The sequence below is a fragment of the Allobosea sp. GW821-FHT03A12 genome (assembly GCF_058986765.1).
Genome location: NZ_JBYSVZ010000004.1, coordinates 583604 through 606538, shown reverse-complemented (window position 1 = coordinate 606538; position 22935 = coordinate 583604). Strand labels below are relative to the sequence as shown.

Sequence of the window (22935 nt, the reverse complement as noted above, 5' to 3'; positions counted from 1 at the left end):
GACCATCTTATGGCAGATCCCAGTTTCTTTCCGATCGCGACCTCGCTGTCCTTCAGCGAGGTCGCTTCCTTGTCGGGTGTCGGCTTGCCCGACGGCGCCGACCCCGAGCGCCGGATCGAGGGCGTTGCGCCGCTCGAAACCGCTGGCGGCAGCGATGCCGCCTATATGGACAATCCGAAATATGTCGCGGCCCTGGCGGGGACGACGGCGGCGCTCTGCTTCGTCTCGGCGCGCTTCGCCGAGCGCGTGCCGGCCGGCACCGTCGCGCTGGTCACGCCTGCGCCCTATCATGCCTTCGCCAAACTGCTGTCGACCTTCCATCCGCAGGCGCTGCGGCCGGGCTCGATGTTCGGCTCGGCCGGCGTCGCACCCGGCGCCTTCGTGCATGCGACGGCAAGGCTCGAAGCCGATGTCACGGTCGATCCCGGCGCCGTGATCGGCCCCGGCGCGGAGATCGGCGCCGGCACGGTGATCGGTCCGGGCGCGGTGATCGGCCCGCAGGTGCGGATCGGGCGGCACTGCGCGGTCGGCGCCGGCTCGACGCTGCAGGCGGCCTTGATCGGCAACCGTGTCATCATCCATCCCGGCGTGCGGATCGGCCAGGACGGCTTCGGCTTCGCCATGGGGCCGAAAGGGCACATGAAGGTACCGCAGGTCGGCCGCGTCATCATCCAAGACGATGTCGAGATCGGCGCCAATACGACGATCGATCGCGGCGCCAGCCGCGACACGGTGATCGGCGAGGGCAGCAAGATCGATAACCTCGTCCAGATCGGCCATAACTGTGTGGTCGGGCGGCATTGCGTCATCTGCGCCCAGGTCGGCATGGCGGGCTCGAGCACGCTCGAGGATTTCGCCGTGCTCGGTGGGCAGGTCGGACTGGCGGGCCATCTGACGATCGGGATGGGCGCGCAGATCGCGGCGCAGAGCGGCGTCGCCGGCGATGTCCCACGTGGTGCGCGCTATGGCGGCTACCCGGCGCAGCCGGCCTTGAGCTGGGCGCGCGAGGCCGCCTTGCTCAAGCAACTCGTGGCCAAGCGCGGCAAAGGGCCGAGTGGCGGCGAAAACGCTTGATCTCACGCCGACTTCCGGCAAAAGCAGCTTTACGTGACAGGTGACGTGCTTCGGCGCGGGGCGCAGGGCGTTCGAGGAGAAACGACACGATGACGGATGCGACGAAAGCGCTCGGCGTGGCCGATATCCAGAAGATCATGGCCTGCATTCCGCATCGCTATCCGTTCCTGCTGGTCGACAAGGTCGTCGAGATCGACGGGGACGCGTCCGGCGTCGGCATCAAGAACGTTACTTTCAACGAACCGCAATTCACCGGCCATTTCCCGGGCCGCCCAGTCTTCCCCGGTGTTCTGATGATCGAAGCCATGGCGCAGACCGCGGGCGTGCTCGTCGTCAGCGCGCGCGGCAATGACGATCTGGCCGTGACGACCGTGCTGTTCACCACGATCGACAAAGCGAAGTTCCGCAAGCCGGTCGTTCCCGGCGACACGCTGCGCTTCCACCTCACCAAGCTGGCGCACAAGCGCAATATCTGGTTCTACCGCGGCGAGGCCAGGGTCGACGGCGTGCTGGTCGCCGAGGCCGAGCTGTCGGCCATGGTCGTGTGAGCAAGGGGACCGCGATGCACGCTCCCGTTCCCGACCAGCCGCAGGATACTGCCATGAGCACATCGATCCATCCGATGGCGATCGTCGATCCGGCCGCCAAACTCGGGGCCGGCGTCAAGGTCGGCCCGTTCTGTACGGTCGGCCCCGATGTCGTCCTTGGCGACGGCGTCGAGCTGATCAGCCACGTCGTCGTTGCCGGGCGTACGACGATCGGACCACGCACCAAGATCTATCCCTTCGCCTCGATCGGCCACCCGCCACAGGATCTGAAGTACAAGGGCGAGCTGTCGACGCTGGCGATCGGCGCCGATTGCGTGATCCGCGAAGGCGTGACGATGAATCCAGGCACCGAGGGCGGCGGCATGAAGACCGTCGTTGGCGATCGCGGCCTGTTCCTGGCCAACTCGCATGTCGGTCATGACAGCGTGATCGGCAACAACGTCATCTTCTCGAACAACGTCATGTGCGCCGGGCACGTCACGGTCGGCGATTTCGTCATCGTCAGCGGCGGCACCGGGCTGCAACAGTTCGTTCGGATCGGCGATCATGCCTTCATCGGCGGCGGTTCGGGGGTCCTGCTCGACGTCATCCCATTCGGCATGGTGCGCGACAACCCGGCCCATCTCGCCGGGCTCAATCTCGTCGGCCTGAAGCGCCGCGGCTTCTCGCGCGAGCAGATCCACGAACTGCGCCGCGCCTATCGCCTGCTCTTCGCCGACGAAGGCACGCTCTCGGAGCGCGTCGAAGACGTCGCTGCCGAATTCGCCGAACACCCGCTGATCCACGAGATCCTCGATTTCATCCGCGCCGGCGGCGATCGGGGGATTTCGGTGCCGCGCGACGTCAACGCGCCCGAACGGTGAGCACAAAGGCGGCCGATGCGGCAGGACGGCCGCAGGGACGGCGCATTGCCGTCCTGGCCGGCCGCGGTGATTATCCGGTGCGGGTTGCCGGCGCGGCCACGGCGCAGGGCGCCAGCGTCTATGTCGCTGTGCTCTCCGGCGCGGGCGATCCGGCCGACTATGCCGCCTATGACGCCAAGGAGTATCGTCTTGGCCAGCTCGGGCGTTTCCTCGACGAGATCAAGCGTCGCGAGATCGACGAGGTCGTCATGGTCGGCGCCTTGCCGCGGCCGAGCTTCGGCTCGCTGGCTCCGGAATTGTCGACCCTGAAATACCTGCCTCACTTCGCCCGTGCCTTCCAGGGCGGCGACGATCATCTGCTGCGCGGCGTCGTCACCTTCTTCGAGGGCCAGGGGCTACGCGTGCTCGGGCCGGCCGATCTCGCGCCCGATCTCGTCGCGCCGGTTGGAGCGCTTGGGCGTCACAAGCCTGCGGCCGTCGCGCGCGAGGCGATCGCGACCGGCTTCAATCTGCTTGCGGCGCTCTCGCCCTTCGACATCGGGCAGGCGGCGATCATCGCCGATCATCGCGTCGTCGCCGTCGAGGCGGCGGAAGGAACCGACGCGATGATCGAGCGTGTCGCCGGCCTCGTCCAGTCGGGGCGCCTCAAGCCAGGTAAGGGCGACGGCGTGCTGGTCAAAGCGCCCAAGTTCGGGCAGGACCTCAGGGTCGACATGCCGGCGATCGGCCCGGAGACGGTGGCGCGCGTCGCCGCCGCCGGCCTTGCCGGCATTGCGGTCAAGGCCGGCAGCGTGCTGATCGGCGATCGCGAGCGGCTGGCGACGCTGGCGGATACTTCCGGCCTGTTCATCGAGGGCGTGGCGTGAGCCGTCCGTTCAGGCTGTTCGTCGTCGCCGGCGAAGCCTCGGGCGATGCGCTCGGCGCACGCTTCGTAGCGCGGCTGCGCGAGGTGCTGGGCGACCGGCCGCTTGAGCTGTCGGGCGTCGGTGGCGAGGCGCTGATCGCCGAAGGGCTGCATAGCGTCTTCCCGCAGGAAGATATCGCCGTGATGGGCTTCGGCCCGGTGGTAGCGCGCTTGCCGCTGCTGCTGCGCCGGATGTCGGACGCGGCGCGCGGCGCTGCTGCCTTCAAGCCGGACCTCTTGCTCACCATCGATGCGCCTGATTTCAGCCTGCGCGTCGCGAAGAAGCTGAGGCGGCTCGCGCCCACCGTGCCGATCGCGCATTGGGTCTGCCCGAGCGTATGGGCCTGGCGGCAAGGCCGGGCCAAGCGGATGAAGCCGCATGTCGACCGGATCCTGGCGCTTCTGCCGTTCGAGCCGGCGGCGCTGGAGCGGCTCGGCGGTCCTGAAACCGTCTATGTCGGCCATCCCTTGATCGAACGGCTGCAAGAGTATCGGCCGGGGCCGGATGAGGCTGCGCGCCGCGACGACGAGGAAGCGCCGACCATCCTAGTCCTGCCCGGCAGCCGGGGCTCGGAGATCCGGCATCTGCTGCCGCCTTTCGGCGAGGCGGTGGCACTGGTCGCCGAGCAATTGCCGCGCGCCCGTTTCGTGCTGCCTGCGGTGCCGCGTCTGGTCGAGCCGATCGCGCAGCTCACCGCCGATTGGCGCGTCAAGCCGGAGATCGTGACGGGCGAGGCGGCGAAGCTCGCGGCTTTCCGCGAGGCGAGGGCGGCGCTGGCAGCTTCAGGCACTGTGACGCTCGAACTGGCGTTGGCGCAGGTGCCGACCGTCGCGGCTTATCGCGGCGCCAACTGGGAAGCCGTCCTCGCGCGGCGCCTCATCAAGCTGCCGAGCGTGATCCTGCCCAATCTGATCATCGGCGAGAGCGTTGTGCCGGAGTTCATCCAGGACGAGGCTTCGCCGCAGGCCCTGGCGGCGGCGCTTCTCGCCGCGATAGCCGACGGCCCGGCGCGCCAGCGCCAGATCGACGGTTTCGTCACTGTCGAGCAGAATATGCGCAGCGCCGGCCCGAGCCCGGCGGCGAACGCCGTCGATGCGGCGCTCACCCTTGTTCGGGAGCCGACAGGCGGTTGACAGTCGACTACTCGACGACTGCGCCCGACGCCTTGGCGATCGGACCCCATTTCGCGAGTTCGGCCTTGACGTGCTCGCCGAGCGCTTCCGGTGTCGAGCCGACGATCACGGCGCTGACGTCCTCCAGCCGCTGCTTCACATTGGCGTCCTTGAGCGAGTCGTTGGCGGCGGCGTTGAGCTTGTCGACGATCGGGCGCGGCATGTTGGCGGGACCGAACAGCGCGTTCCAGGTGTAGGTCTCGTAGCCGGCGAGCCCGCCCTCGGCGATGGTCGGCAGGTCCGGGAAGGAGGAGACGCGTTCCTTGGTGGTGACGCCGATGGCGCGCAACTGGCCGCTGCGGATGAATTGGGCCGAGGAGGGCAGGTTGTCGAACATGATCGGCACCGCGCCGGAGACGACGTCGTTCAGTGCCGGGCCGGCGCCGCGATAGGGGACATGGTTCATGCTGACGCCGCCGAGCGACTTGAACAGCTCGCCGGAGAGGTGCAGCGGCGTGCCGACGCCGGAGGAGGCGTAGGAGTACTTGCCGGGATTGTCCTTCAGCAGCTTCAGCACCTCCGGCACGGTCTTGGCCGGGAAGCTCGGATGCACGACCATGACGTTCGGCACCACTGCGAGCAGCGAGATCGGGGTGAAATCCTTGACCGCGTCGAAGGTGACGGTCTTCAGGATCGCCGGGTTGAGCGCATGGGTCGAGATCGTGCCGAGCAGCATGGTGTAGCCGTCGGGCGTGGCGCGGGCGACCGCGGTCGAGCCGATATTGCCGCCGGCACCGGCGCGGTTGTCGATCACGATCGATTGGCCGAGCAGTTCGCCCATCTTCTGGCCGACCAGGCGCGCGACGATGTCGGTCGAGCCGCCGGCGGCGAAGGGCACGATCAGCGAGATCGGCCGCGTCGGGAACGGAGCCTGAGCGAAGGCGGTGCCGGCAAGAGGCAGGGCCGACGCACCGGCCAGGAAGCCACGGCGGCTGAGACCTTCGGTTTTCGACATGGGCGATAAACTCCTTTTGCGGGTCGGCGACTGTAGCGCGCTGGACGCAACCGTCATTTGCGTTTGATGCATCAATCTCTGGAAACAATAAAGGCCGCGACGGGGTTCCGTCGCGGCCTCGCTTGTCTCAGGTCGCTGCTGCTCAGCGGCGGCCGATCGGGGTGTAGTCGCGCTTCGGGGCGCCGGTATAGAGCTGGCGCGGACGGCCGATGCGCTGGGACGGATCCTCGATCATCTCCTTCCACTGCGCGATCCAGCCGATGCTGCGCGCCAGCGCGAACAGCGCCGTGAACATCGAGGTCGGGAAGCCCATCGCCTTCAGGGTGATGCCCGAATAGAAGTCGATGTTCGGATAGAGCTTCTTCTCGATGAAGTACTCGTCGTGCAGGGCGATGCGCTCGAGCTCCATGGCGACGTCGAGCAGCGGATCGTCCTTGATGCCGAGCTCGGCCAGGACCTCATGCGTGGTCTTCTGCATAATCTTGGCGCGCGGATCGTAGTTCTTGTAGACCCGGTGGCCGAAGCCCATCAGGCGGAACGGATCGTTCTTGTCCTTGGCCTTGGCGATGTATTTCGGGATGTTGTCGACGCTGCCGATCTCCTCGAGCATCTTCAGCGCCGCTTCGTTGGCGCCGCCATGCGCCGGCCCCCAGAGGCAGGCGACACCGGCCGCGATGCAGGCGAAGGGGTTGGCGCCGGAGGAGCCGGCGAGCCGGACCGTCGAGGTCGAGGCGTTCTGCTCATGGTCGGCATGGAGGATGAAGATCCGGTCGAGCGCGCGCGACAGCACCGGGTTGACCTTGTACTCCTCGGCCGGCACGGCAAAGCACATGCGCAGGAAGTTCGAGGTGTAGTCCAGCGAGTTCAGCGGATACACAAAGGGCTGGCCGATCGTGTACTTGTAGGCCATCGCCGCCAGCGTCGGCATCTTCGCGATCATCCGCATCGATGCGATCATGCGCTGCTGCGGATCCGAGATGTCGGTCGAGTCGTGGTAGAAGGCCGACATGGCGCCGACCGAGGCGACCAGAACCGCCATCGGATGCGCGTCGCGACGGAAGCCCTGGAAGAAGCGGGCCATCTGCTCGTGCACCATGGTGTGGCGCGTGACGCGATAGTCGAAATCCGCCTTCTGCGCCGCCGTCGGCAGCTCCCCATAGAGCAGGAGATAGCAGGTCTCGAGGAAGTCGCCGTGCTCGGCGAGCTGCTCGATCGGGAAGCCGCGATAGAGCAGGACGCCCTCGTCGCCGTCGATATAGGTGATCTGCGACTCGCAGCTCGCAGTCGAGGTGAAGCCGGGATCGTAGGTGAACATCCCGGTCTGGCCGTAGAGCTTGCCGATGTCGATGACCGAAGGCCCGATCGAACCCGTTTTGACCGGCATGTCGACGGTCTTGCCGTCGACAGTCAACTGGCTGGTAGTTCCGCTCATGGATCCGATCCTTTCAGGCTCGCTCTTCAGTCATGTCCCGGTCGGACGGAAACGCCGGCCGCTCATCTGCAATCAGGCGTCATCCGAACGTCCCACGATGACGGCTCCGTGACGGAAAACCTGGAAGCGGACAGGCGGGAAGGGTTCATCGGACTGATTTTGAAGCATTTTTTATGCCGGACCGGCAGCGGGAGCAGCCGGTCCGCAGCGCGTTGCTAGACCAATTCGGCGAGGGGTTCAACCGACCGGCCATTAGCCTTTCTGGGAGCGATCAGGCCGCGTCGGCGAGGCGCGCCAGCACCTCGTCGCGGCCGAGCACGGCCATCACGTCGAACAGGCCGGGCGAAGTGGTCTTGCCGGTCAGCGCCGCGCGCAGGGGCTGCGCCACCTGGCCGAGCTTGACGCCGCTCTCCTCGGCGAAATCGCGGATCGCGCTTTCCAGCGGTGGCGGCGCCCAATCGGCGACCGCCGAGAGCTTTTCCGCCAGTTTCGGCAGGCGCTGGCGCGCCGCGTCGTCGAGCAGGGCGGCCGCCTTGGGCTCCAGCGCCAGCGGACGCTGGGCATAGAGATAGGAGGCGCTGTCGATCAATTCGATCAGCGTCTTGGCGCGCTCCTTCAGGCCGGGCATGGCCGCCATCAGCTTGGCTTCCAGCTCCGGAGCAGGCTCCGTGCCGATGCCGCGCGGCGGGCCGATCTCCGACCAAATCGCCTTCAGCGCGCTCATCAATTCGTGATCCTCCGACTGGCGCATATAGAGGCCGTTGAGGCTCTCGAGCTTGGCGTAGTCGAAGCGGGCTGGCGAGCGGCCGATCGAGGAGAGGTTGAACAGCGCGATCATCTCCTCGGGGGAGAAGATCTCCTGGTCGCCATGACTCCAGCCCAAGCGCAGCAGATAGTTGCGCAGCGCGATCGGCAGATAGCCCATCGAGCGATAGGCATCGACGCCGAGCGCACCATGGCGCTTCGACAGCTTGGCACCGTCCGCCCCGTGGATCAGCGGGATGTGCGACATGCTGGGGACCTTCCAGCCGAGCGCCTGGTAGATCTGCGTCTGGCGGGCGGCATTGGTCAGGTGGTCGTCGCCGCGGATGATATGGGTGACGCCCATGTCGTGATCATCGACGACGACGGCGAGCATATAGGTCGGGTTGCCATCCGAGCGCAGCAGCACGAGGTCGTCGAGATTCTCGTTCTGCCAGGTGACGCGGCCCTGGACCTCGTCCTCGACGATCGTCTCACCGGTCTGCTCGGCCTTGAGCCGGATCACCGGTTTGACGCCTTCCGGCGCGGTGGCCGGATCGCGATCACGCCAGCGCCCGTCATAGCGCAGCGGCTTGCCCTCGGCGCGCGCCTTCTCGCGCATCTCCTCGAGCTCCTGCGGCGTCGCATAGCAGTAATAGGCCTTGCCGGCGGCCAGCATCTGCTCGGCGACCTCGCGATGGCGCGCGGCGCGCTGGAACTGGTAGACGGTCTGCCCATCCCAATCGAGGCCGAGCCAGGCGAGGCCGTCGAGGATCGCGGTGATCGCGCCTTCGGTCGAGCGTTCGCGGTCTGTGTCCTCGATGCGCAGCAGCATCTTGCCGCCATGGCGGCGGGCATAGAGCCAGTTGAACAGCGCGGTGCGGGCACCGCCGATGTGCAGGAATCCGGTTGGCGACGGCGCGAAGCGCGTGACGACCGTATCGCTCATGAAAGGAGGCTCCGGAGGAACGGGTAAGCAAAAGACGAGGGCGGTTTCGATGCGAGCCTCGGCCGGGGCTGACATCCGGCGCCGCCGCTGTAACATGGCTTGCCGGCTGCCGTTAAGAGCCTCCTGCGGGGAGGGGGCACGATCATCGCGCGGCCGCGACGGGGGACGGATGCTCTCCTACGGGCCAGAACAGCGCCGTAGCAGGGTGGGCGCGCTGGCTCTGCCGGCGCGGTTGCGGCGCGTCGCCCATTTTGCCCAGCCGCTATCCGCCTCGTTGCTCGATTGGGGCGACCACTTCCGCAGAGCGATCGAAACCGAGATCGAGCGCCGCCGCCTGTTCAACTGGCTGCCGGTCTGCATGGGCGCCGGCGTGCTGCTCTATTTCCTGGCAGATCGCGAACCGGGGCTGGCCGCACCCTTGGCCGGGCTGGTGCTGTCCGCGCTCGCTGGCCTGCTGATGCGCCGGCGTCGAACCGTCATGGCGATCTGCATCGCAGTCGCCGCGGCCTTTGCCGGCTTTGCGGCTGCGACCTGGCGGACGGACAACATCGCGGCACCGGCGCTTGCCCGCAATCATGTAGGCAAGCTCACCGGCTTTGTCGAGGCGCTGGAGCAGCGTGAGAAGGGCGTGCGCATCGTCGTCCAGGTCACCGACTTGCCGGGCGTCGAGCCGGCGCAGCGGCCGCGGCGGGTGCGCGTCACCACACCGGTGACGACGCTGAAGCCCGGCGACCATATCAGCGCGACCGCGCGCTTGCTGCCGCCGCCCGGGCCGGCGCGTCCCGGCGGTTATGACTTCGCCCGCGATGCCTTCTTCCAGGGTGTCGGCGCGGTCGGCAATATTGCCGGCAAGATCGCGCTTGCGCCGGCGCCGATCCCGATGCCGCGCCGGCTCGCTCTGGCGGTCGCGATCGACCAGGCCCGCAACGCGCTGACCGAGCGCATCGCGACCAGCGGGGGCGGGCAGGCGGGGGCGATGGCGGCGGCGCTCGTCACCGGCAAGCGTGGGCTGATCAGCGAAGCGACCAACAACGATCTGCGCGCCGCCGGCATCTACCATATCGTCTCGATCTCCGGCCTGCACATGGTGCTCGCCGCGGGCACGATCTTCTGGCTGGTGCGGGCGCTGCTCGCGCTGTCGCAGACGGCGGCGCTGCATTGGCCGGTGAAGAAGCTTGCAGCGCTCGCCGCCATGCTCGGCGCCACCGCGTATTGCATCTTCTCCGGCGCCGATGTCGCGACCGAGCGTTCGCTGATCATGACGCTGGTCATGCTCGGGGCGATCCTGGTCGATCGGCCGGCGCTCTCCATGCGCAATCTCGCTCTGTCCGCGATCATCGTGCTGCTGCGCGAGCCGGAGGCGCTGCTCGGGCCGAGCTTCCAGATGTCGTTCGGGGCGGTGGCGGCGCTGATCGCCTTCGCCGAGCGTTGGCAGGAGCGGGCGCCCGATGCGGCGGCGGCGTCCTGGCCCTGGCCGCTGCGCCCGCTCTGGCTCTCGGCCGTCGGCATCCTCACCACCACCATGGTCGCCACCGCCGCGACGGCGCCCTATGGCGTCTATCATTTCCAGACCTTCAATCCGTTCGGCTTGCTCGGCAATGCGCTGGCGCTGCCCTTCGTCTCGCTGATCGTGATGCCGGCGGCGGTCTTCGGCGTGCTCGCCTATCCGTTCGGGCTTGACTGGCCGGCCTGGGCGCTGATGGGCTGGGCCTCGAGCTATGTGCTCCAGCTCGCCCATTGGGTCGCCGGCATCGACCGTTCGACCTTGGTGCTGCCGGCCTTCGGCCCGACCGCGCTGATCCTGTTCTCGCTGTCGCTGCTCTGGCTGACCCTGTGGACGACGGCGCTGCGTTTCCTCGCGGCGCTGCCACTGGTCGGTGGGCTGGCGCTGGCCTCGGCGCCGTCGCGGCCCGACATCCTGATCGAGCGCGACGGCTCGGGTGTGCTGGTGCGCGGGCCGGAGGGGAAGATGGTGCTGGCCGGCAAGCCGAGCCGCTTCGTGCTGATGCAATGGCTGCATGCCGACGGCGATTCACGCTCGCCTGATGATGTGGTGCTCCGCAATGGCGCCGCCTGCGATGCGCGCGGCTGCGTCATTCGCCTGCCGGATGGTCGCAGCGTCGCCTATACGCGCGATCGTATTGCCCTGGTCGAGGACTGCCAGCGCGCCGATCTCGTGGTGACCTCGCTCTATTGGACGGCACCTTGCGCCGCCCGCCTGATCGATCGCAGCGCGCTCGTCCGTGACGGCGCGACCGCCTACCACGCAGCCCGCGGCGGCTGGCGCGCGTTTACGGCCGACGAGGTCACGCGTCTTCGTCCCTGGACCAGGGTGCGGCCGGAACCGAGGCCGGCGCCGGAGCCCGCAGTTGCTCCCGCGCCGAGCCCCACAGCTGCAGAGCCGGCACAGGATCTGGAGGCGCTTCAGTAGCGCCGCATCAGGTTGACGAGCCGGCCCTGGATCTTGACCCGGTCGGGACCGAGCACGCGTGTCTCATAAGCCGGGTTGGCAGCTTCGAGCGCGATCGAGGAGCCGCGCTTGCGCAGCCGCTTCAGCGTCGCTTCCTCGTCGTCGATCAGGGCGACGATGATGTCGCCGGTATTGGCGGTGTCCTGCTTGCGGATCACGACGGTGTCGCCGTCGAGGATGCCGGCCTCGATCATCGAATCGCCGCGGACCTCAAGCGCGTAATGCTCGCCGCCGCCAAGCATGTCGGCCGGCATCGAGACGCTGTGGCTGCGTTCCTGGATCGCCGAGATCGGGGTGCCGGCTGCGATGCGGCCCATGACCGGGATCGAGACGGTCGAGCGCCCGCTCTCCTCGGCAGCCGGCGGGCGCGGCTTCGTCAGATTGACAGTCGGTGCTGGGGGCGGCGGAGTCTGGCCAAGGCCGCCCTGGACGATGGAGGGGCTGAAGCGGCCGCGCTGTGCCTGCGGCCCGCCGATGCCGTCCGGCATCTTGATGACTTCGAGGGCACGGGCCCGGTTCGGGAGCCGGCGAATGAAGCCGCGCTCTTCGAGCGCCATGATCAGCCGGTGGATGCCGGATTTGGAGCGCAGGTCGAGCGCATCCTTCATCTCGTCGAAGGAGGGCGGCACGCCGGATTCGCGCAGGCGCTCATGGATGAAGCGAAGCAGTTCGAACTGTTTGCGTGTCAGCATGGTCGCGCCGCTCGCCTCTCGGGCTGGAATCGAAACAAAGCACGAACACCATAGCTGTTCGCCTTGTGTTCCGCAAGGCGCTTCCTCCCGCAAGGTGAATGGATCAGCGCAGCCGGATGACGCGGCAGGGATCGCCTGACTTGGCCGGCTTGGCGAAAGCCGGGCGGATCACCAGCGCTTCGGCCCGCGACAGGTTCGCCAGCATCGAGGAATCCTGCTTGGCGAAGGGCCTGACGCGACGCTCGCCGCCTGCCGTCTCGATCGTGGCGCGCAGATAGTCCTGGCGCTCGTCATTGGCCGGCAGGTCGGTGGCGAGGATGGCGGGCTCGCTGCGATCGCGCTCGGGGTCGGCGATGCCGAGCAGAGCCTCGACCAGTGGCATTGCGAAGAGATGGCCGCAGACGATCGAGGAGACCGGGTTGCCGGGCAGGCCGAGCGCGACCATCGCGCCGAGCCGGCCCATCATCATCGGCTTTCCCGGGCGCATCGCGATCTTCCAGAAGCCGAGCGCCATGCCTTGCGCCTTCAGCGCCGCCTGGACGAGATCGTGCTCTCCGACCGAGGCGCCGCCCAGCGTGACCAGGACATCGGCTCCAGCCTCGCGCGCCGCCTCGATCTTGGCGGCGAGATCGGGGTGGTTGTCGCGGGCGATGCCGAGGTCGAGCGCCGTGCCGCCGGCCTGCTCGATCATTGCGGCGAGGGCGAAGCTGTTGGAAGCGACGATCTGGTCGGGACCGACCGGCTCGCCGGGCAGGACGAGTTCGTCGCCGGTGGCGAGGATCGCGACCAGCGGCTTGCGGCGGACGGACAGGGTTGGATGCCCCGCAGCGGCGGCGAGGCCGAGCGCAGCGCTGTCGAGCCGGCGGCCGGCCTTCAGCAGGATCTCGCCGGTCTCGAAATCGAGCCCGGCCGGGCGGATAAACTGGCCTTTGTTCGCCGGCTTGGTGACGCGGATGACCGGGCCGCCGACGCCCTCGGCGTGTTCCTGAATCAGGATCGCGTCGGCGCCGTCGGGGATGGGCGCGCCGGTGAAGATGCGCACCGTCTCGCCGGGGCCGATCGGGCCGGGAAAGCCGCGGCCGGCGGCGGATTCACCGATGACCTTGAGCTCCTTGCCCGGCTCGAGATCGGCGGCTCGGGTGGCATAGCCGTCCATGGCCGAATTGGCGAAGGGCGGTTGGGTCCTGAGGGCAATGACCTCTTCAGCCAGCACCCGGCCGGCGCAGTGCGCCAGCGGCAGCGTCTCGGACGGCGTCGGGCCGGGTATGCTGTCGAGCAGCGCCTTGAGCGCGACCGGGACAGGGGTGAGGCTCATGCCAGTTGTCCTGCGATCTCGTAGGTTCCGGACTTGCCGCCGGATTTATGCACGAGCCGGATGCCTTCGATATGCATGGCGCGATCGACCGCCTTCACCATGTCGTAGACGGTGAGACAGGCGACGCTGACGGCGGTCAGCGCCTCCATCTCGACGCCGGTCTTGCCGGTCAGCTTGACCTCGGCGCGGACGCGCACGCCCGGGAGCGTCTCGTCGATCGTGAGGTCGACTGCGATCTTCGAGAGCAGGAGAGGGTGGCAGAGCGGGATCAGTTCATGGGCGCGCTTGGCCGCCATGATGCCGGCGAGGCGGGCGGTACCGAGCACGTCGCCCTTCTTGGCCTCGCCGTCGCGGACGATGGCCAGCGTTTCGGCTTGCATCACGACATGGCCTTCGGCGACGGCGATCCGGACGGTCTCGGCCTTGTCGCCGACATCGACCATATGGGCTTCGCCCTTCTGGTCGAGATGGGTGAGGCGGCTCACGCCGCCGCCTCGGCGGCGTTTCCAGTCAGGAGCTGGCGGGTCGCGGCAGTAACGTCAGCCTGGCGCATCAGGCTCTCGCCGACCAGGAAGGTGTTGACGCCGCAGGCCTGCAGCCGGGCGATGTCGGCATGGCTGAAGATGCCGCTCTCGCCGACCAGCAGGCGGTCCTTCGGCACGCGCGGCGCCAGGCGCTCGGTGACGGCGAGGTTGAGCTCGAAGCTGCGCAGGTCGCGGTTGTTGATGCCGACCAGCCTGGTGTCGAGCTTGAGCGCGCGCTCAAGTTCGGCTTCGTCATGGACCTCGGCGAGCGCGGCCATGCCGAGCGCCTTGGCGGTAGCGTTGAGCTCGCGCGCGGCCGTGTCATCGAGCGAGGCCATGATGATCAGGATACAGTCGGCGCCCCAGCTCCTGGCTTCGAAGACCTGATAGGGCTCGAACATGAAGTCCTTGCGCAGGCCGGGCAGGCCGGAAGCGGCGCGTGCTTCAGCGAGGTATTCCGGCCGGCCCTGGAAGGAGGGCGTGTCGGTCAGCACCGAGAGGCAGGCGGCGCCGCCTTCGGCATAGGCCCTGGCCAGCGCCGGTGGATCGAAATCGGCGCGGATCAGGCCCTTGGAGGGCGAGGCCTTCTTGATTTCGGCGATCAGAGCCGGGCCGCCGGCGCGGTGCTTGGCTTCGAGCGCGCCGATGAAGTCGCGCGGCGTGGGCTCAGCCGCGGCGCGCTTCTCGATCTCGGCCTGGGGCACTGCGGCGCGGGCAGCCGCGATCTCCTCGCGCTTATAGGCCTCGATCCGCCTGAGGATATCGGACATGGGCAGCCTCACGCATTGGAGCTGGCGACCAGGGTCGCGAGCGCCGCCTTAGCCTTGCCATTGTCCAGCACCGCATAGGCCTGCGCCAGTCCCTCGCCGAGCGCAGCCGCCTTGCTGGCGACGACGAGCGCGGCCGCGGCGTTGAAGGCGGCGATGTCACGGAAGGCGCTCTTCGCCCCACCGAGCACATCCTGCAGCGCCTGCGCATTCTGCGCCGGCTCGCCGCCGCGCAGGTCCTCCGGCCTGGCGCGGGCGATGCCGACATCTTCGGGCGCGATATTGAAGCTCTCGATCCTGCCATCCTTAAGCGCGACGACGCGGGTCGGGCCGGTGGTGGTGATCTCGTCGAGGCCGTCGGAGCCGTGCACCGCCCAGACCGTCTTCGACCCCAGCGATTGCAACACCTTGACCATCGGCTCCAGCCAGGTCTCGGAGAAGGCGCCGATCAATTGCTGCTTGACGCCGGCCGGGTTCGAGAGCGGGCCGACGAGGTTGAAGATGGTGCGGGTGCCGAGCTCGGTGCGCACCGGCGCGACATGGCGCATCGAGGCGTGGTGGGTTGGCGCGAACATGAAGCCGACGCCGGCCTGCGCGATGCAGCGCTCGGTGCCGGCGGGTTCGAGCCCAACCTTGACGCCGAGCGCGGTCAGCACGTCGGCGGCGCCGGAGCGCGAGGACGCCGCGCGGTTGCCGTGCTTGGCGACCGGCACGCCGCAAGCCGCGACGATGATCGAGGCCAGCGTCGAGACATTGTAGGAGCCCGATGCATCGCCGCCGGTGCCGACGATGTCGATCGCGTCGGCCGGTGCCTCGACGGGGAGCATGCGGGCGCGCATGGCGGTGACCGCGCCGGCAATCTCCTCGGTGGTCTCGCCGCGCACGCGCAGCGCCATCAGGAAGGCGGCGGCCTGCGCGTTGGTGACCTCGCCGGAGAGCATGGATTCGAAGGCGTCGCGAGCCTCCTCGCGCGACAGCGAGGCGCCGGTCGCGACCTTGGCGATGAAGGGTTTGAAGTCGTCCATGGGAACTCGATCGATCAGGCTGTCGCGGAAAGGGCGGCTTTGTTGGTCTGGCGCGGCCATCGCTCGGCGAGATCGAGGAAATTGCGCAGGATCGTCGCGCCATGCTCCGAGGCGATGCTCTCGGGATGGAACTGCACGCCATGCACAGGCAGGTCGCGATGCGACAGCGCCATGATCATGCCGTCGCCGGATTCGGCCTCGATCGACAGTTCTGGCGGGCAGCTTTCCCTGCGGACGACCAGCGAATGATAGCGCGTCGCCTCGAGCGGGCCGTTGATGCCGTGGAACAAGCCGCGGGCGCGGTGCGTGATGGTCGAGACCTTGCCGTGCATCGGTAGCGGTGCGCGCACGACCTCGCCGCCGAAGACCTGGCCGATGGTCTGCAAGCCCAGGCAGACGCCGAAGATCGGCTTCCTGTCGGCGCCCTGGCGCACGAGATCGAGGCAGATGCCGGCTTCGTTTGGGGTACAGGGGCCGGGCGAGAGCACGATCGCGTCATGGTCGCCGGTGAGGGCGTCATCGACCGAGAGCGTGTCGTTGCGGCGCACGTCGACCTTGGCGCCGAGCCCGCCGATCAGGTGGACCAGGTTCCAGGTGAAGCTGTCGTAATTGTCGATCAGCAGGATGCGCATCACGTCCAGGCCGTTCCCACCCAGTTTCTCAGGGCTGCACATGCCCCCGAACGCGCGTGCGGGTCAAGCAGGAGGGCGCGGAGCTGGTCGCTCCGCGCCCTCGAAAGGCGTTCAATCGCGGCGGTGCCGGGCCGTCATTTCACCCGGCGGTAATGCGCCGTCATGAACTGGACCCATTGGCCATCCTCGCTTTTGCCGCGCGAGGACAGGACGTGATGGTCCGGGCTCTTGATCTCGACGATGTCCTGATAGGCCGCCGTCTTGCCGGGCTTGGTGAAGTCGGGGCCTTCGGTGTCGAGTGTCAGCACCGTGCCGTCGGCGCTGCGCGTGCCGGTGTAGACCCATTGGTTGCCCATCATCGAGCCGATGAAGGAGCCGACATAGCGTTCCTGTAGCGGATCGTAGCCGAGCGTGATCCGGGTCTTCGCCGGGCTGCCGTCGGGCATGCAGCCGGTGCCGTCGCCGACGAGCCAGAGCCCGCCGATGGACGAGTAGGACTGCGTGCCTGAAGACTTCATCGGCGGCTGGTCCGGACCCATCATGCACTCGCTTTCATAGGTCCATTCGCCGACGAGCTGGAGGAGCCAGTCATGCTCCGCCTGGGGCTTGGCCGGCATGCAGCCAGAGAGGTCACCGGCTTGCGGCTTGTCGAGTTCTGCTGCGTTGCTCATGGTTCTTCCTCCTTGGCTTTGCTTCTCTCTGGGTGAACAGTCGAATGCGCTGTGGTCAGGCCGCGGCAGCAACCAGTTGCGGCCGCTCGCTGGCCTGCTTGAGGGCGGCCAGGCCCTTCTCGAAATCGTCGCCGACCATGCGGTCCATGTTGAAGATCGTACCCATGACCTTGCCGATGAACGGGCAGGCGCCCTGCATGTGCCAGGTCACCAGCGTACCGCCCTCTGCGGGGGTGAGGCTGAAGGTGATCAGGTTGTGGCAGGCCATGGGCTTAGTCATGTCGAGCGTGACGGCGAGTTTCACCGGCGCCTGGACCTCGACGATAGCGAGTTCGCCAGTGCCGGCCTGCTTGTTTCCGTCGAAGACGTAGACGGCTCCAACGCCGGAGGTCGCACCCGGGAAGCTGCGCTTCATCGCCGGATCCTTCTTCTCATAGGGCGACCAGGCGCCCCATTCCTGGAAGTCCGCGAGCAGAGCGAAGATGCGCTCGGGCGTCGCCCGGATCGTCGCGGAACGGCTGACCTGGAAAACATCGGGCTTGCGTGCGGCGACAATGAGGATGCCGGCGACGAGGGCGAGCACGGCGACGGCAATGTATGTGAGCATGGCACTCTCCTGTGTTGCGTGGGTGCGGGTCAGGCGTCGAGACGGACGGGGAACAGGCGGCGCAGTCGCGGATCGCGCAGATAAAGACCGCCCCAGGCCAGAAGGCCGAGATAGAGGCCGAAAAAGAGATGGCTGAAGAGCGGGCTGCCGACGCGCAGATGCGTCGCCATGGCGCCGCCGAGCAGGCCGGTCAGCAGGATCGCGCCAAGCAATGACGTGCGCGGCAGCGCATAGAGCAGGGCGATGACCAGCGTCATCACGCCGAGCCCGCGCGCCAGCTCCGGCGAGCCGGAATAGCCGAGCTGCTGCATCGTCTCGGTGACGATGGCGAGCGGCGCGAGCTTGATGCCGCCGTCGAAGACCAGGAACGCGACGACGAGGCCGCTCATGATGCGCCCGGTCCAGAGCTGTCCGGTGGGGGGAGTGGTGGTCGGCATGGAAAGCTCCGATTTGGCAAGGCTCCGCCTGCCGGCTGCGGAGGCAGCCGGTGGGAAGCCAATGACGATGTGAATGGCGCCGGCTGCCCGGCGCCGATGCTTTACTTGGGCGCTGAGACCAAGGCCCAGAGCACGCCGAACGGGTCGCGGTACTGGCCGTAGCGGTCGCCCCAGAACATCAGCTCGACCGGGGTCACGACCTCCATGCCGGCCTCGACGCCACGCTTCCACCAGAAGTCGATGTCGTCGACGCGCAGGGTGAGGGTGAAGCCCTGTGGCTTTTCCCAGGCGTAGCCGTGCTCGGGATAGGGATCGCTCAGCATCAACGAGCCGTCGTTGACGTAGAGGTGGATGTGCATGGTCCGCCCCTTCTCGTCGATCGGCATGCGCGCCACTTCCTCAGCACCAAAGGCCTTCTGGTAGAATTCCGAGGCTTTCACCGCACCGTCGACGGCGAGATAGGCGACGACGCCGCCGCGGGTCTCGGGCTGGGCTTGCGGCTGGATGGCTTCTGCAGCTTGGGACATCGTCGAACTCCGATGGCGGGTTGGTAGGTGCTTCGCCTGAGATTCAGACCGGTTAAGTCCGGTCGGTTGCTGCAAGGACGTTGGCGGTCCGGGCGTTCCGACAGGGCGAGTGAAAATTTCTTCGCAACGCCATTTTGCAATCTATCTTGATGGCAAGATAAATCCGATATTGTCTCGATGTCAAGATATTTGCATCATGCCCCCTATCGGATTTGCGGAGGCGGGAATGAGCGACAGGACGGAGCAGGGCGGCGATCATATCGACCGGCTGCGCGGGCAATGGCAGCAGGAATTGCCGGAGCTGGATACCTCGCCCATGGCGGTGATCGGCCGGGCGCGCCGGATCACATTGCGGCTGCGGCCGGGAATCGAGGCCGTCTTTGCCCGCCATGGGCTCGATGCCGGCGAATTCGACGTGATCTCGACGTTGCGACGGGCCGGAGCGCCATGGCGGCTGACGCCGACCGAACTCTACCGCACGCTGATGATCTCCTCGGGTGGGCTCACGGCTCGCCTCAACCGTCTGGAGGCGGCCGGGCTGATCCGGCGGCGCGAGGCGGAGGAGGACAAGCGCAGCCTCCTGGTCGAATTGACCGAGGCCGGCCGCGCCAAGGCCGAGGCGACGTTCCGCGAGGACATGGCGCTGGAGAAGCACCTGCTCGCAGGGCTGAGTGCGCACGAGCAGGAGGAGCTGGCGGCGCTGCTGCGCAAGCTCGCGCTCAGTCTGGAGAGCGCCGACATCGGCTAGAGCGAGAGCGCGTTCGCCCTCAGCCCCCCGCCGGAGCGTGGCAGCAGGACGCTGACGCCTCCTCGCGCCAGCGGCCGGTCATGTCGGTCTTGCCGGGCGTATCGTAGCGGTCGTGCGGGCGGACCCAGTCGGTCAGGTTGCCGGCCGGGCCGGTCTCGTTGCGACCCTTCGGCGTCAGGTCGAGATACATATAGGTGCCGAGCAGCTCCTCGGCGCCGCGACCGAAGGTCGAGTAGGTCTGGTAGATCGTCCCATCCGTGTCCTTCTCGAAGACGGTATGGCCGGACAGGTCCTCCAGCGGCGAAGCGATCGTCTCGAAATTGTAGAAGGCGTTGGCGAGATGCTCCGGCGCGTAGGAGACGTCGAAATCGTAGTTGAAGTCGCTGCCATGGGACGAGACCCAGTGGAAGCGCCAGCCCATGCGGGTCTTGTAGGCCTCGATCTCGGCGAGCGGCGCCCGCGCCACCGCGACATAGGCGACGTCATGGCGCTCGAGATGCTGCAGCACGCCGTCGACATGGTCTGCCTCGAAGGAGCAGCCGACGCAGCCCTCGAACTGGCCGGGCGCGAGCATGAAGTGCTTGACGATGAGCTGGCTGCGGCCGCGGAAGAGGTCGGCGAGCGTCTGCTTCCCGGCCGGTGTATCGAAGACATAAGTCTTCTCGATCCGGATGCGCGGCAAAGCGCGGCGCTCGGCGGCGATGGCATCGCGTTGGCGCGTCAGCGCCTTTTCCTTGACGAGCAGGGCCTTGCGGGCGGCGATCCAGTCTTCCTTGCTGACGGTGGTCTGCGTCATGGTCGGTCTCCTCGCTGCATTGGCCGCTTCGGATCCTGAAGCTCAGGAGTCCGAGGCAAGCGGTTGTCATCGACGAGTTTTTGGCTTCGACCGTTCGTAGCCGACACCATTCGCTCGTCGCCCCTTTGAGGCAAGGACGAACGGGCGGGCGTTGTGCCGACATGGCACCTCAGAAATTTCAAGCACCGATCGCTCGCCGGTCTCAGCCGGCCGCGACCCGTCCGCTCTCGCGCATCAGCCGGTCGATATGCTGGCGGATATGGGCGGCCTCGCTGGCCGAGCCGGCCAGCGCAATGGCGCGATTGAAGGTCGTGCGCGCCTCGCGGTCGCGGCCGAGCTGCATCAGCAGCCAGCCCTTGAAGCCGAAGAAGTAGAAATAGCCAGAGAGCTGCTGTTCGAGCGGCTCGACCATGGCCAGCGCCGCCTCCGGCCCGCGCAGCTTGGCGATGGCGACGGCGCGGTTGAGCGTGATCACCGGCGATGGCTGGATATGCTCCAGCGTGGCGTAGAGGATGTCGATCTGGGCCCAGTCGGTCTCGTCCGCCCGCACAGCGCGACTGTGGACGCCGGCGATCGCTGCCTGGATCTGATAGGGGCCGGGCCGGCGATGACGCATCGCCTTGTCGACCAGCGCCAGGCCTTCGGCGATCATCTCACGATCCCAGAGCGAACGGTCCTGATCATCGAGCAGGACGATCTGGCCGTCGGCGTCGAGCCGCGCCGCGGCGCGTGCGTGCTGGAGCAGCATCAGGCCCAGCAGCCCCATAATCTCTGGCTCGGTCTGGAACAGGCGCAGCAGCAGCCGTGTCAGCCGGATCGCTTCCTCGCTGAAAGGCCGTCGCCGGTCGGCCTCGGCGCCGCTGGCCGAATAGCCTTCGTTGAAGACGAGGTAGAGCATCGCCGCCACGGCCGCGAGGCGCTCAGCGCGCTCGACCGGGCCGGGAGTCTCGAACGGCACGTTCGCGGCGGCGACCCGGCCCTTGGCGCGGGTGATGCGCTGCTCCATCGCGCTCTCGCCGACGAGGAAGGCGCGGGCGATCTGCCTGACGCTGAGCCCCGAGACGATGCGCAAGGCGAGAGCGACCTGCTGCGTCGATGGGAGATCGGGGTGGCAGCAGATGAACAGCAGGCGCAGGATGTCGTCGCGGTAATGGCCGCCGTCGAGCCGCTCGGCGACCTCGCTCTCGGCATCGCCGAGATCGGAGAGCCGATCCTCGTCGGGCAGGGCTTCCTGCTTCTTCTGCCGCCTGACCTGGTCGAGCGCGACATTGCGGCCGACGAAGATCAGCCAGGCGGCCGGATCGCGCGGCGGGCCGTTCTGCGGCCAGGTCTTGAGCGCCCTGAGGCAGGCCTCCTGATAGGCCTCCTCGGCGATGTCGAGATCGCGGAAATAGCGCAGCAGGGCGCTGATCGCCTGAGGGCGCGCCGAGGTCAGCGCCGCATGGATCCAGGCGATCTCCGCCATGATCAGACTCCCGCCGGGTAGTAGACGGCGAGCGGGCGAACCTCGAAGGCGCCGCCCGGATTGGCCTCGCCGAGCTCGCGGGCGATGCCGAGCGCCTCGTCGAGATCGGCGACGTCGACGATGTAGAAGCCGAGGAACTGCTCCTTGGTCTCGGCGAAGGGGCCGTCTATCACCAGCGGTGGGTCGCGGTCCTTGCGCAGGGTCGTCGCCGCCGTAGTCGGCAGCAGGCGCGCGACCGGGCCGAGCTTGCCTTCCTTGGCGATGCGCTGGCGGACCTTTTCGAGGCGGCCCATCACCTCCTCGTTCTGCTCCTTCGTCCAGGCCATCACGACCTCTTCGGAATGATAGCAAAGGATGGCGTAGTGCATGCGCGGCGCTCCGGTTCAGGCCAAGGACGTTCGGCCAGGCCGGCAGCCGACAAGGCCGGGCAGAAAAAATCAAGCTGCGTTCAAACCAAGTCGCCCCGGGCGACCGGAGGGAGACCCGGGACCCATTCCGGAACCTCTTTCGCATAGGCTCAGGCATGGATCCCGGATCGCCGCTGCGCTGCGTCCGGGATGACGATGTGGGAGAAGAAGGAGCTAGACGACTGGAGGGTTGAGCCGGGCGAAGCCCTCCTGGCGGTGATAGGGGAAGGCCGGGTAGGGCGGGACGGTCGCGCTCGCCTTGTCGAGCCGGGCGATCTGCTCCGGCGTCAGAGCCCAGCCGACAGCGCCGAGATTGTCGCGCAATTGCTGCTCGTTGCGGGCGCCGATGATCACCGAGGCGACCGTCGGGCGCTGCAGCAGCCAGTTGATCGCGATCTGCGGTACGCTTCTGCCGGTCTCCTTCGCGAGCGCGTCGAGCACGTCGACGATGGCGTAGAGCTTCTCGTCGTCGACCGGCGGGCCGAAATCGGCGGTCTGGTGCAGGCGGCTGCCTTCGGGCAGTGGCTGGCCGCGCCTGATCTTGCCGGTCAGGCGACCCCAGCCGAGCGGGCTCCAGACCAAAGCGCCGACGCCCTGGTCGAGGCCGAGCGGCATCAGGTCGAACTCGTAGTCGCGGCCGACCAGCGAATAATAGACCTGATGGGCGACATAGCGCGGGAAGCCGTGCTTCTCGGCCAGCGCCAGCGACTTCATCAATTGCCAGCCGGCGAAATTGGAGACGCCGACCTGGCGGATCTTGCCGGCGCGGACCAGCGCGTCAAGCGTCGAGAGCACCTCCTCGATCGGGGTGAAGGCGTCGAAGGCGTGGAGCTGGAGCAGGTCGATATGATCGCTGCCGAGCCGGCGCAGCGCGCTTTCCGTGCCGTCGATCAGCCGGCTGCGCGAGGAGCCCGCATCGTTAGGGCCATCGCCCATCGGCAGGGTCAGCTTGGTCGAGATCAGGACCCTGTCGCGCCGACCCTTGATCGCGGCGCCGAGAATCTCCTCGGAGGCGCCGTTCGAATAGACGTCGGCGGTGTCGAACAGGTTGAGCCCTGCCTCCAGGCAGATGTCGACGAGGCGGGTCGCTTCCTTGGCGTCGCTGGTGCCCCAGTTGCTGAAGAGCGGGCCCTGGCCGCCGAAGGTGCCGGCGCCGAAGCTGAGGGCGGGAACCTTGAGGCCGGAACGGCCAAGATATCTGTAGTCCATGGTT

Annotated in this window: 24 protein-coding genes; 7 read left to right on the top strand and 17 right to left on the bottom strand. The window is 67.6% G+C overall.

The features are described 5' to 3' along the window. Positions 1 to 9 precede the first annotated feature (9 nt). The 5 genes from lpxD to lpxB all read left to right on the top strand — a co-directional run bounded on the left by lpxD (position 10) and on the right by lpxB (position 4523). Positions 10 to 1074: a UDP-3-O-(3-hydroxymyristoyl)glucosamine N-acyltransferase gene (gene lpxD / locus AC3WLC_RS17155; protein WP_493685111.1), complete on the top strand. Its 1065-nt coding sequence runs from the start codon at positions 10 to 12 to the stop codon at positions 1072 to 1074. An 89-nt stretch (positions 1075 to 1163) separates the two neighbouring features. Beyond that, positions 1164 to 1622: a 3-hydroxyacyl-ACP dehydratase FabZ gene (gene fabZ / locus AC3WLC_RS17150; RefSeq protein WP_346362743.1), complete on the top strand. Its 459-nt coding sequence runs from the start codon at positions 1164 to 1166 to the stop codon at positions 1620 to 1622. A gap of 53 nt (positions 1623 to 1675) precedes the next feature. Then, the gene (lpxA, locus tag AC3WLC_RS17145; protein WP_493685110.1) at positions 1676 to 2485 is read left to right on the top strand and encodes an acyl-ACP--UDP-N-acetylglucosamine O-acyltransferase; all 810 of its coding nucleotides are present in this window, start codon (positions 1676 to 1678) and stop codon (positions 2483 to 2485) included. Then, positions 2482 to 3351, top strand: a complete 870-nt coding sequence (locus AC3WLC_RS17140) for an LpxI family protein (protein ID WP_493685109.1) — start codon at positions 2482 to 2484, stop codon at positions 3349 to 3351. The genes lpxA and AC3WLC_RS17140 overlap by 4 nt, the downstream gene beginning before the upstream one ends. Beyond that, positions 3348 to 4523 (top strand): lipid-A-disaccharide synthase, encoded by a 1176-nt coding sequence (gene lpxB / locus AC3WLC_RS17135; protein WP_493685108.1) that lies wholly within the window; start codon positions 3348 to 3350, stop codon positions 4521 to 4523. Before AC3WLC_RS17140 ends, lpxB begins: the two co-directional genes overlap by 4 nt. Positions 4524 to 4530: 7 nt before the next feature. Here lpxB and AC3WLC_RS17130 read toward each other — a convergent pair whose 3' ends face one another. The 3 genes from AC3WLC_RS17130 to gltX form a co-directional block, all read right to left on the bottom strand. After that, a complete protein-coding gene (locus AC3WLC_RS17130) occupies positions 4531 to 5517 on the bottom strand; it encodes a Bug family tripartite tricarboxylate transporter substrate binding protein (RefSeq protein WP_493685107.1) in 987 nt (328 codons plus the stop codon). 142 nt (positions 5518 to 5659) lie between these two features. Then, positions 5660 to 6949, bottom strand: a complete 1290-nt coding sequence (gene gltA, locus AC3WLC_RS17125) for a citrate synthase (protein ID WP_493685106.1) — start codon at positions 6947 to 6949, stop codon at positions 5660 to 5662. A gap of 271 nt (positions 6950 to 7220) precedes the next feature. Continuing rightward, positions 7221 to 8639, bottom strand: coding sequence for a glutamate--tRNA ligase (gltX, locus tag AC3WLC_RS17120; RefSeq protein ID WP_493685105.1), 1419 nt, complete (start codon positions 8637 to 8639; stop codon positions 7221 to 7223). A gap of 169 nt (positions 8640 to 8808) precedes the next feature. On the opposite strand from gltX, the gene AC3WLC_RS17115 reads away from it, so the two are divergent. Next, a complete protein-coding gene (locus AC3WLC_RS17115; protein WP_493685104.1) occupies positions 8809 to 11070 on the top strand; it encodes a ComEC/Rec2 family competence protein in 2262 nt (753 codons plus the stop codon). On the opposite strand, the gene lexA is transcribed toward AC3WLC_RS17115, so the two are convergent. The 10 genes from lexA to AC3WLC_RS17065 form a co-directional block, all read right to left on the bottom strand. Beyond that, positions 11064 to 11801, bottom strand: a complete 738-nt coding sequence (gene lexA, locus AC3WLC_RS17110) for a transcriptional repressor LexA (RefSeq protein ID WP_493685103.1) — start codon at positions 11799 to 11801, stop codon at positions 11064 to 11066. The two genes, AC3WLC_RS17115 and lexA, sit on opposite strands and share 7 nt — an antisense overlap. A gap of 103 nt (positions 11802 to 11904) precedes the next feature. Continuing rightward, positions 11905 to 13116 (bottom strand): molybdopterin molybdotransferase MoeA, encoded by a 1212-nt coding sequence (locus AC3WLC_RS17105; RefSeq protein ID WP_493685102.1) that lies wholly within the window; start codon positions 13114 to 13116, stop codon positions 11905 to 11907. After that, positions 13113 to 13601, bottom strand: a complete 489-nt coding sequence (gene moaC / locus AC3WLC_RS17100; protein WP_493685101.1) for a cyclic pyranopterin monophosphate synthase MoaC — start codon at positions 13599 to 13601, stop codon at positions 13113 to 13115. Before moaC ends, AC3WLC_RS17105 begins: the two co-directional genes overlap by 4 nt. Beyond that, the gene (gene trpC, locus AC3WLC_RS17095; protein WP_493685100.1) at positions 13598 to 14410 is read right to left on the bottom strand and encodes an indole-3-glycerol phosphate synthase TrpC; all 813 of its coding nucleotides are present in this window, start codon (positions 14408 to 14410) and stop codon (positions 13598 to 13600) included. Before trpC ends, moaC begins: the two co-directional genes overlap by 4 nt. 8 nt (positions 14411 to 14418) lie before the next feature. Then, the gene (gene trpD, locus AC3WLC_RS17090) at positions 14419 to 15432 is read right to left on the bottom strand and encodes an anthranilate phosphoribosyltransferase (RefSeq protein ID WP_493685099.1); all 1014 of its coding nucleotides are present in this window, start codon (positions 15430 to 15432) and stop codon (positions 14419 to 14421) included. Between the two features lie 14 nt (positions 15433 to 15446). Continuing rightward, positions 15447 to 16067: an anthranilate synthase component II gene (locus AC3WLC_RS17085; protein WP_493685098.1), complete on the bottom strand. Its 621-nt coding sequence runs from the start codon at positions 16065 to 16067 to the stop codon at positions 15447 to 15449. Positions 16068 to 16198: 131 nt separating this feature from the next. Further along, a complete protein-coding gene (locus AC3WLC_RS17080; protein ID WP_493685097.1) occupies positions 16199 to 16735 on the bottom strand; it encodes a DUF1579 domain-containing protein in 537 nt (178 codons plus the stop codon). Positions 16736 to 16790: 55 nt separating this feature from the next. Beyond that, positions 16791 to 17342, bottom strand: a complete 552-nt coding sequence (locus AC3WLC_RS17075) for an SRPBCC family protein (protein ID WP_493685096.1) — start codon at positions 17340 to 17342, stop codon at positions 16791 to 16793. 29 nt (positions 17343 to 17371) lie between these two features. Next, entirely contained in the window at positions 17372 to 17779 is a 408-nt protein-coding gene (locus tag AC3WLC_RS17070) for a DoxX family protein (protein WP_493685095.1), read from the bottom strand. A gap of 101 nt (positions 17780 to 17880) precedes the next feature. After that, on the bottom strand, positions 17881 to 18306 hold the full coding sequence (locus tag AC3WLC_RS17065) for a VOC family protein (protein ID WP_493685094.1): 426 nt from the start codon (positions 18304 to 18306) through the stop codon (positions 17881 to 17883). Between the two features lie 226 nt (positions 18307 to 18532). On the opposite strand from AC3WLC_RS17065, the gene AC3WLC_RS17060 reads away from it, so the two are divergent. Beyond that, entirely contained in the window at positions 18533 to 19054 is a 522-nt protein-coding gene (locus tag AC3WLC_RS17060; RefSeq protein WP_493685093.1) for a MarR family winged helix-turn-helix transcriptional regulator, read from the top strand. Positions 19055 to 19073: 19 nt separating this feature from the next. Here AC3WLC_RS17060 and AC3WLC_RS17055 read toward each other — a convergent pair whose 3' ends face one another. The 4 genes from AC3WLC_RS17055 to AC3WLC_RS17040 all read right to left on the bottom strand — a co-directional run bounded on the left by AC3WLC_RS17055 (position 19074) and on the right by AC3WLC_RS17040 (position 22931). Beyond that, positions 19074 to 19850, bottom strand: a complete 777-nt coding sequence (locus tag AC3WLC_RS17055) for a DUF899 domain-containing protein (RefSeq protein WP_493685092.1) — start codon at positions 19848 to 19850, stop codon at positions 19074 to 19076. A gap of 202 nt (positions 19851 to 20052) precedes the next feature. Beyond that, entirely contained in the window at positions 20053 to 21315 is a 1263-nt protein-coding gene (locus AC3WLC_RS17050) for an RNA polymerase sigma factor (protein WP_493685091.1), read from the bottom strand. Positions 21316 to 21317: 2 nt separating this feature from the next. After that, the gene (locus AC3WLC_RS17045; protein ID WP_493685090.1) at positions 21318 to 21683 is read right to left on the bottom strand and encodes a YciI family protein; all 366 of its coding nucleotides are present in this window, start codon (positions 21681 to 21683) and stop codon (positions 21318 to 21320) included. Between the two features lie 213 nt (positions 21684 to 21896). Then, the gene (locus AC3WLC_RS17040; RefSeq protein WP_493685089.1) at positions 21897 to 22931 is read right to left on the bottom strand and encodes an aldo/keto reductase; all 1035 of its coding nucleotides are present in this window, start codon (positions 22929 to 22931) and stop codon (positions 21897 to 21899) included. Between the last annotated feature and the right edge of the window lie 4 nt (positions 22932 to 22935).

Coding starts and splice junctions, on each gene's coding strand:
- lpxD (WP_493685111.1), top strand. CDS start 10: ATGGCAGATCCCAGTTTCTTTCCGATCGCGACCTCGCTGTCCTTCAGC.
- fabZ (WP_346362743.1), top strand. CDS start 1,164: ATGACGGATGCGACGAAAGCGCTCGGCGTGGCCGATATCCAGAAGATC.
- lpxA (WP_493685110.1), top strand. CDS start 1,676: ATGAGCACATCGATCCATCCGATGGCGATCGTCGATCCGGCCGCCAAA.
- AC3WLC_RS17130 (WP_493685107.1), bottom strand. CDS start 5,517: ATGTCGAAAACCGAAGGTCTCAGCCGCCGTGGCTTCCTGGCCGGTGCG.
- gltA (WP_493685106.1), bottom strand. CDS start 6,949: ATGAGCGGAACTACCAGCCAGTTGACTGTCGACGGCAAGACCGTCGAC.
- gltX (WP_493685105.1), bottom strand. CDS start 8,639: ATGAGCGATACGGTCGTCACGCGCTTCGCGCCGTCGCCAACCGGATTC.
- AC3WLC_RS17115 (WP_493685104.1), top strand. CDS start 8,809: ATGCTCTCCTACGGGCCAGAACAGCGCCGTAGCAGGGTGGGCGCGCTG.
- lexA (WP_493685103.1), bottom strand. CDS start 11,801: ATGCTGACACGCAAACAGTTCGAACTGCTTCGCTTCATCCATGAGCGC.
- AC3WLC_RS17105 (WP_493685102.1), bottom strand. CDS start 13,116: ATGAGCCTCACCCCTGTCCCGGTCGCGCTCAAGGCGCTGCTCGACAGC.
- trpC (WP_493685100.1), bottom strand. CDS start 14,410: ATGTCCGATATCCTCAGGCGGATCGAGGCCTATAAGCGCGAGGAGATC.
- trpD (WP_493685099.1), bottom strand. CDS start 15,432: ATGGACGACTTCAAACCCTTCATCGCCAAGGTCGCGACCGGCGCCTCG.
- AC3WLC_RS17080 (WP_493685097.1), bottom strand. CDS start 16,735: ATGAGCAACGCAGCAGAACTCGACAAGCCGCAAGCCGGTGACCTCTCT.
- AC3WLC_RS17075 (WP_493685096.1), bottom strand. CDS start 17,342: ATGCTCACATACATTGCCGTCGCCGTGCTCGCCCTCGTCGCCGGCATC.
- AC3WLC_RS17070 (WP_493685095.1), bottom strand. CDS start 17,779: ATGCCGACCACCACTCCCCCCACCGGACAGCTCTGGACCGGGCGCATC.
- AC3WLC_RS17065 (WP_493685094.1), bottom strand. CDS start 18,306: ATGTCCCAAGCTGCAGAAGCCATCCAGCCGCAAGCCCAGCCCGAGACC.
- AC3WLC_RS17060 (WP_493685093.1), top strand. CDS start 18,533: ATGAGCGACAGGACGGAGCAGGGCGGCGATCATATCGACCGGCTGCGC.
- AC3WLC_RS17055 (WP_493685092.1), bottom strand. CDS start 19,850: ATGACGCAGACCACCGTCAGCAAGGAAGACTGGATCGCCGCCCGCAAG.
- AC3WLC_RS17050 (WP_493685091.1), bottom strand. CDS start 21,315: ATGGCGGAGATCGCCTGGATCCATGCGGCGCTGACCTCGGCGCGCCCT.
- AC3WLC_RS17045 (WP_493685090.1), bottom strand. CDS start 21,683: ATGCACTACGCCATCCTTTGCTATCATTCCGAAGAGGTCGTGATGGCC.
- AC3WLC_RS17040 (WP_493685089.1), bottom strand. CDS start 22,931: ATGGACTACAGATATCTTGGCCGTTCCGGCCTCAAGGTTCCCGCCCTC.